The 5530-nt window shown below is 61.9% G+C and carries 5 protein-coding genes; all 5 read left to right on the forward strand.

Features of this window, described 5'->3' with window-relative positions; all coding sequences use genetic code 11:
* The first annotated feature begins 71 nt into the window (after nucleotides 1-71).
* Nucleotides 72-1628, forward strand: a complete 1557-nt coding sequence (locus tag EN884_RS23835) for an ATP-binding cassette domain-containing protein (protein WP_013529094.1) — start codon at nucleotides 72-74, stop codon at nucleotides 1626-1628.
* The gene (locus EN884_RS23840) at nucleotides 1628-2356 is read left to right on the forward strand and encodes an ABC transporter ATP-binding protein (protein ID WP_013529095.1); all 729 of its coding nucleotides are present in this window, start codon (nucleotides 1628-1630) and stop codon (nucleotides 2354-2356) included. The genes EN884_RS23835 and EN884_RS23840 overlap by 1 nt, the downstream gene beginning before the upstream one ends.
* Nucleotides 2357-2466: 110 nt before the next feature.
* A complete protein-coding gene (locus tag EN884_RS23845; protein ID WP_013529096.1) occupies nucleotides 2467-2814 on the forward strand; it encodes a DUF6867 family protein in 348 nt (115 codons plus the stop codon).
* Nucleotides 2815-2951: 137 nt separating this feature from the next.
* Complete coding sequence (locus tag EN884_RS23850) at nucleotides 2952-4070, forward strand: branched-chain amino acid ABC transporter substrate-binding protein (RefSeq protein WP_013529097.1); 1119 nt, start codon at nucleotides 2952-2954, stop codon at nucleotides 4068-4070.
* 291 nt (nucleotides 4071-4361) lie between these two features.
* A partial coding sequence (locus EN884_RS23855; protein WP_128360766.1) for a biotin carboxylase N-terminal domain-containing protein occupies nucleotides 4362-5530 on the forward strand: 1169 nt, incomplete at its 3' end.

The following is a 5530-nucleotide window of genomic DNA, read 5'->3' on the forward strand; positions in this document are numbered from 1 at the left end:
CGTGAACCAACCGCCTTCCTGAAGGAGCGAAAGGCCGTCTCAAGCTCCTTCACCAAGGAAGGACACGGCTGATGAATGCGAACCCTGTTCAGAAAGCCGCTTCGGGCATGAACGACGCTATCCTTCAGGTCGATCATCTGTCGATGAAGTTCGGTGGCCTGGTGGCCATCGGGGATCTGTCTTTCGCCGCCAAGCGCGGCGAGATCACCGCGCTGATCGGCCCCAACGGCGCCGGCAAGACCACGGTGTTCAATTGCATCACCGGCTTCTACAAGCCCTCGGAAGGCATGATCACGCTCAACCGGAACGATGGTTCGACCTTCCTGCTCGAGCGGCTGCCCAACCATGAAATCCCGGCGCGCGCCAAGGTGGCGCGCACCTTCCAGAACATCCGCCTGTTCTCCGGCATGACCCTGCTGGAGAACCTGCTGGTCGCCCAGCACAACAAACTGATGAAGGCATCGGGCTACACGGTGCTTGGCCTGTTCGGCTTCAGCGGCTATCGCAAGGCCTCGGCCGAATCGGTGGAGCTCGCCAAGCATTGGCTGGAAAAGGCCGATCTTGTCGACCGTGCCGACGACCCGGCCGGCGACCTGCCCTATGGCGCGCAGCGCCGTCTCGAGATCGCTCGCGCCATGTGCACGGGACCCGAGCTTCTGTGCCTCGACGAGCCGGCGGCCGGCCTCAATCCGAAGGAATCGGCGGCGCTCAACGAGCTGCTGATCGACATCAAGAACACATCCGGCGCCTCGATCCTGTTGATCGAGCACGACATGTCGGTGGTCATGCAGATCTCCGACCATGTCGTGGTGCTGGAGTATGGCCGCAAGATCTCCGACGGCAGTCCGCAGTCGGTGCGCACCGATCCGCGCGTCATCGCCGCCTATCTCGGCGTCGACGACGAGGAAGTCGAAGCGGTCCTTACCGAAGTCGGCGACGAAGATGTCATCGAACAGCTCGATACGGGGCCGGATGCCGCGCACGGTCCGGGAACATCGTCGTCCTATCTCGCCGGGCCGGTGACCGACACGGTCGGCCATAGTTCGGGCGAGCGGGTTACGGTGGCCAAGGGAGCGTCAAAGGCCGGTCAGGTCGACGCCAGGTCGCTCGCCGCGGCAAACAAGGCAGCCTCGCAGGCAGCCGTGCCGCCGGCGAAGGCAAAGCCTGCTCCGAAAGCGACGTCGAAGGCGGCAACCGGCACGGCGGCGAAGTCGACCGCATCCGCCAAGCCTGCGGCGAAGACTGGAGAGATCTCCAACCGGCTGGCTGCGCCTCGCGGCGGCAAGGCCGACAATTTGACCCGCATAAAGGGCATCGGTACGGTCAACGAGAAGAAGCTCAACGACCACGGCATCTTCCACTTCGACCAGATCGGCGCCTGGAAAAAGGCCGACGTCGAGGCCGCCGAAGCCTATCTTGCTTTTGACGGACGTATCGCGCGCGAGGAATGGGTCAAACAGGCTAGGCTGCTCGGCCAGGGCAGGGACACGGAATTTTCGCGCCGCGTGGATGCGGGCAAGGTGGCGACGAGCCATGCTTCCGCAAAGACTGCAAAGGCAGCCTCCGGAAAGACCGCGAGCAAGACCGCTGCCAAGCCCGTGGCGGGCAAGCGTGGAGGGGGCAAGTGATGGCCGCGACAACGCTGCTCGATATCAAGGGCGTGCAGACCTATTACGGCAACATCCGGGCGCTGAACGGCGTCGATGTCACCGTCAAGCAGGGTGAGATCGTGGCGCTGATCGGTGCCAATGGCGCCGGCAAGTCGACGCTGATGATGACTATTTTCGGTGCGCCGCGGGCTCGCGCCGGGACTATCACCTTTGCCGGCACCGACATAACCCAGATGCCGACGCACGAGATCGCGCGCATGCGCATTGCCCAATCGCCCGAGGGCCGGCGGATCTTTCCGCGCATGACGGTGATGGAAAACCTGCAGATGGGCGCCAGCCTCGACAACCTCAAGCACTATGACGAGGACGTCGAGAAGGTGTTCACGCTGTTCCCGCGTTTGAAGGAGCGCATCACCCAGCGCGGTGGCACGCTGTCGGGCGGTGAGCAGCAGATGCTGTCGATCGGACGCGCGCTGATGGCACGGCCGAAGCTGCTTTTGCTCGACGAGCCGTCGCTGGGTCTCGCGCCGCTGATCGTCAAACAGATCTTCGACGCCATCCGCGAACTGAACCGCACCCAGGGGCTGACCGTGTTCCTGGTCGAGCAGAACGCCTTCGGCGCGCTCAAGCTCGCCACGCGCGGCTACGTCATGGTCAACGGCAATGTGACGATGAGCGGCACCGGCAAGGAACTGCTCGCCAATCCGGAAGTGCGCGCCGCCTATCTCGAGGGCGGACACCACTGAGTTCGAAGCGGAATGCGTGCACCGCTATTCCGCTCCAGATTGTTTGTTTGTCGCATGATCTTTGTCCGGAAAGTCCGCAACTTTCGGGATCATGCTAAGGAGACTTCACCATGCAGGGCATTCTTTACGAGGAACCCTCGATCTGGCAGTTCTTCTTCGTCACCTGTCTGCTCGGCGGCTGGGCGGCGTGGATGACGGGCAAGGCCAGTGCCCAGACGTGGCGCAGCTTCATCCAGCTGTTCGCCTATGTGCTGGGCCTCGGCATCGCGATCCGCTTCATCCATCACGCGCTGTTCGGCGGCACCATGTTCTCGCTGCATTATTATGTCGTCGACACCATCGTGCTGATGATCCTCGGCTTCGTCGGCTATCAATACACGCGCACCAACCAGATGGTGACACAGTATAATTGGCTCTACGAAAGAGCTTCACTCTTGAGCTGGAAACCGAAAGGTTGACGTTCATCATTAACGCCGCCTCGAAATTGAATCGGCGTGACAAGTGCCTGAAAATCGGCAAACTATGCTTTCTGCGATAAGGGTGGGCATCGCATGAAAGCTTCATCCACGCCCACTCCGTTAATGGGAGCGTTTAAATGAAAAAGTCACTTTTGTCCGCCGTCGCCCTGACCGCGCTTGTCGCGTTCGGCGGCAGCGCGTGGGCTGACGTAATGATGGGCGTCGCGGGCCCGATCACCGGTCCGAACGCCGCCTTCGGCGCGCAGCTGCAGAAGGGGGCGGAAGCTGCTGTCGCCGACATCAATGCCAAGGGCGGCATCAACGGCGAGCAGATCAAGCTCGAAGTCGGCGACGACGTCTCCGATCCGAAGCAGGGTATCTCGGTCGCCAACAAGTTCGTCGGCGACGGCGTCAAGTTCGTGGTCGGCCACTTCAACTCCGGCGTCTCTATCCCGGCATCTGAAGTCTATGCGGAAAACGGCATCGTCGAAGTGACGCCGGCCGCGACCAACCCGCAATTCACCGAGCGCGGTCTGTGGAACGTGTTCCGCACCTGCGGACGCGACGATCAGCAGGGCAGCATTGCCGGCGCGTATCTCGCCGCCAACTTCAAGGACGCCAAGATCGCTGTCGTTCACGACAAGACCACCTACGGTCAGGGCCTTGCCGACGAAACCAAGAAGGCGATGAACGCCAAGGGCGTGACGGAAGTCATGTATGAAGGCATCAATGTCGGCGACAAGGACTTCTCGGCGCTGATCGCCAAGATGAAGGAAGCCGGCGTTTCCATCATCTATTGGGGCGGCCTGCACACCGAAGCCGGCCTGATCATCCGTCAGGCGGCCGACCAGGGCCTCAAGGCAACGCTGGTTTCCGGCGATGGCATCGTGTCGAACGAACTGGCTTCGATCGCTGGCGACGCAGTTGCGGGCACGCTCAACACGTTCGGCCCGGATCCGCGCCTGATCCCCGCCAACAAGGAACTCGTCGAGAAGTTCCGCGCGCAGGGTTTCGAGCCGGAAGCCTACACGCTCTACTCCTACGCCGCCGTGCAGGCGATCGCGGAAGCAGCGACCGCTGCCAAGTCGAACGACCCGCAGGCAGTTGCCAAGGCGCTGCATGAAAACGGCCCCTTCAAGACCGTTCTCGGCGACCTGTCCTATGACGCCAAGGGCGATCCGACGCTGCCCGGCTACGTCATGTACGAATGGAAGAAGGGCGACGACGGCAAGTACACCTACGTCCAGAAGATGTAAGCTCGTCAGTCTCCAGACCATTTACCGATGCCCGGCGCCTCGCGCCGGGCATTTTCTTTTGCCGTCGTCATGTTCAGGGGCGGCCGATGGAGCCGATGCTTAGCCGGGCAATGATCGTGCATTAACCGGAAAGCCGGCTCTTTTTTAGCTGTTCGGAGGAATGGGAAGGGTCCTTGGCGCAATGTTTCTATTTCAATCGGTTTAAGTGCGCGTCAATTTCGTTTGCACTGCAGCATTTTCACGCTAATCATTGCGCCGATTTCTCTTCCTTCCGTCGCTGGAGCCCAGTCCTTGGCCATCACGAAGATCCTCGTCGCCAACCGGTCCGAAATCGCCATTCGCGTCTTCCGCGCGGCCAACGAACTCGGGCTCAAAACCGTGGCGATCTGGGCGGAGGAAGACAAATACTCTCTGCATCGCTTCAAGGCCGACGAGAGCTACCAGGTCGGACGCGGGCCGCATCTGACCAAGGACATGGGGCCGATCGAAAGCTATCTGTCGATCGAGGAGGTGATCCGCGTCGCCAGGCTGTCGGGTGCCGATGCTATCCATCCCGGCTACGGATTGTTGTCGGAAAGTCCCGAATTCGCCGACGCCTGTGCCGAAGCCGGCATTACCTTCATCGGGCCGAGGCCGGACACAATGCGGCGGCTCGGCAACAAGGTCGCGGCGCGCAATCTCGCCATCGAGGTCGGCGTGCCGGTGATCCCCGCCACCGATCCGTTGCCGGATGACATGGAGACGGTCAAGACACTAGCCAAGGAAATCGGCTATCCGGTGATGCTGAAGGCATCATGGGGCGGCGGCGGCCGCGGCATGCGGGCCATCCGCGCCGAAGCCGACCTTGCCCGTGAAGTCACCGAAGGCAAGCGCGAGGCGAAAGCCGCCTTCGGCAAGGACGAGGTCTATCTCGAAAAGCTGATCGAACGCGCCCGCCATGTCGAGGTGCAGGTGCTGGGCGATACCCATGGCAATGCCGTGCACCTGTTCGAGCGCGACTGTTCGATCCAGCGCCGCAACCAGAAGGTCGTCGAGCGGGCGCCGGCGCCCTATCTCGAAATGTCGCAGCGCGAGGAGCTTTGCGGCCATGCGCTCAAGATCGCCCGCGAGACCAGCTATATCGGCGCCGGCACGGTCGAGTTCCTGCAGGATGCCGACACCGGCAAATTCTATTTCATCGAGGTCAACCCGCGCATCCAGGTCGAGCACACCGTCACCGAGCAGGTGACCGGCATCGATATCGTCAAGGCGCAGATCCATATCCTCGACGGCTTTGCCATCGGCACACCGGAATCAGGCGTGCCGGCGCAGAAGGACATAAGGCTGAACGGCCACGCGCTGCAGTGCCGTATCACCACGGAAGATCCCGAGCACAATTTCATCCCCGATTACGGCCGCATCACCGCCTATCGCGGCGCGACGGGCTTCGGCATCCGCCTCGACGGCGGCACCGCTTATTC

Source organism: Mesorhizobium sp. M7A.F.Ca.AU.001.01.1.1, assembly GCF_004022735.1.
GTDB classification, from domain to species: domain Bacteria; phylum Pseudomonadota; class Alphaproteobacteria; order Rhizobiales; family Rhizobiaceae; genus Mesorhizobium; species Mesorhizobium ciceri.

Excerpts from the sequence above, each read along its gene's own strand:
- EN884_RS23835 (WP_013529094.1), top strand. The coding sequence starts at position 72 with ATGAATGCGAACCCTGTTCAGAAAGCCGCTTCGGGCATGAACGACGCT.
- EN884_RS23840 (WP_013529095.1), top strand. The coding sequence starts at position 1,628 with ATGGCCGCGACAACGCTGCTCGATATCAAGGGCGTGCAGACCTATTAC.
- EN884_RS23845 (WP_013529096.1), top strand. The coding sequence starts at position 2,467 with ATGCAGGGCATTCTTTACGAGGAACCCTCGATCTGGCAGTTCTTCTTC.
- EN884_RS23850 (WP_013529097.1), top strand. The coding sequence starts at position 2,952 with ATGAAAAAGTCACTTTTGTCCGCCGTCGCCCTGACCGCGCTTGTCGCG.